The 1932-nt window shown below is 28.8% G+C and carries 2 protein-coding genes; both read right to left on the reverse strand.

Translation table 11 applies throughout. The annotated features are described in order from the left end of the window. Positions 1–103: 103 nt before the first annotated feature. Positions 104–652 (reverse strand): hypothetical protein, encoded by a 549-nt coding sequence (locus AVBRAN9331_RS09625; protein WP_239803609.1) that lies wholly within the window; start codon positions 650–652, stop codon positions 104–106. Positions 653–759: 107 nt separating this feature from the next. Further along, positions 760–1932, reverse strand: a 1173-nt coding sequence (locus AVBRAN9331_RS09630; protein ID WP_336612916.1) for a molybdopterin dinucleotide binding domain-containing protein, incomplete at its 5' end; no start/stop codon positions are given.

The following is a 1932-nucleotide window of genomic DNA, read 5'->3' on the forward strand; positions in this document are numbered from 1 at the left end:
AATAAACCACTAAGATATTTAAAAAACACTCAAAAGGAATTTAAAAACAAACTTTTAAATTCCTTAATCTTTTTTAGTATTTACTTACACTTTTAAAACATACTCACTCATCATCACCAGGAGCTACTCTTTGTAAGTATTTTACTACTTGATAGTATTCATTCTCATCTAAACTTGCATTATCTTGCATAGATTTAATTGTGCTTGGCCATACATTTTTACTAAACTCATCATAAGCATGTAAAGCATGGCATATACCACATCTTTCTTCAAATAACGCCTTACCATCTTCTATAATATCTTTATTTGTAATCTTAGTATTATCAACACTAGCTACTATCTCTACTACTTCCCAAGTATTATCATAATCATCTACTTTAGTTCCTATTACTTTAACAGCATTAGCATCATCAAGATTTACACTATTTGATAAGACACCTAAAGTATCATAAATAGCTTTTCCACCTTTAGGACGATAGCCTGTAAGTTTTATCTCGCTTTTATTATTATCATTTTTAACTATATCAAACTTAGTTCCTATAATAATTGTTCCTATTGTTTTATTATTAATACTTAAAGGAGTGTTTTCTAAAGCATAATTATTAGCTAATAATGAGCTTGTAATTAAACTTAATAATATTAGTTTTTTCATTTTTTATTATCCTTATAAATGTTTTTATACTTATTATTATTTGTTTTTATTACTTATCTTAATAAGTATTTTTAAAGCCTAAAATATACTTTTAGGCTTTATTTAATTTATGCTTTAAACTTTGGTTGTCTAAATAAATCAAGTGCTGGAATTTCTTTAGTATATTTTTCTATTTCTACTAAAGCAGTTGCTTGATTACCACAAGCAAGTTTGCTACTTGGAATATCAGCTATAAGCACATTTACATCTCCGTGTAAGCATAAGCCTTTTTTATTAGGATTATACCAAGAGCCTTCTTGCATTCTAATTACACCAGGTTTAACATATTCAGTTACTAAAACACCACCTAGTATTTCCCCTCTATCATTAAATATACGAACTATATCTCCATTTTTAATACCACGAGCTTTTGCATCAATTGGATTCATCCATAAGCTTTCTTTTCCTTCTACTTCTTCAAAATCTCTTAAAAAAGTATTATTAAGTTGTGAGTGTAATCTATACTTTGGATGTGGAGTTATTAGATTTAATTTATATTTTTTAGCATTGCCTAAATATTCAGCTGGTTCATAAAATTGAACTAAGCCTTTACAATCATCATAGCCAAACTTATCAATCTTTTTAGAAAATATCTCTATCTTACCACTTGGAGTTCCTAATCTATTAGTAATTGGGTCATCTCTAAAATCTTTCATTTTTACGAAATTCTTAGCTTCTTCAGGAGCTTTAAATTCTACATAGCCTTTAGCCCAGAACTCATCAAAGGTTGGCATTGATAGGCCACTTGCTGCTGCTTTTTCTCTTGATTGTTCATAAAAGTATTTAATCCATTCATTTGCAGTTTTACCCTCTGTAAAAGCTTGGTATTTTTCTTCACCAAAATGCTTAATAATTCCACAAAAAATATCATAATCATTTCTTGAGTTATACATAGGCTTTATACATTCTTTCATAGCGAAGATATATTTGTTTGTATGTGCTTTAGTTATATCATTTCTTTCTATTTCAGTAGTAGCCGGTAGAACTAAATCAGCATGTCTTGCACTAGCAGTCCAAAAACAATCTTGAACTATAAAGCTATCAACCTTAGCAAATGCTTTTAATTGTCTATTTCTATCTTGATGATGGTGCATTGGATTACCACCAGCCCAATAGATACATTTTATATTAGGAAATACTTTTTTCTTTCCATTAAAATCATATTCTTTGCCAGGATTTTCAAGCATATCTACTATTCTTGAAACAGGAATTACTTCGTTAGTTCTATTATCCCACTCCCC

It is taken from the genome of Campylobacter sp. RM9331 (genome assembly GCF_020137685.1).
Classification (GTDB): domain Bacteria; phylum Campylobacterota; class Campylobacteria; order Campylobacterales; family Campylobacteraceae; genus Campylobacter_E.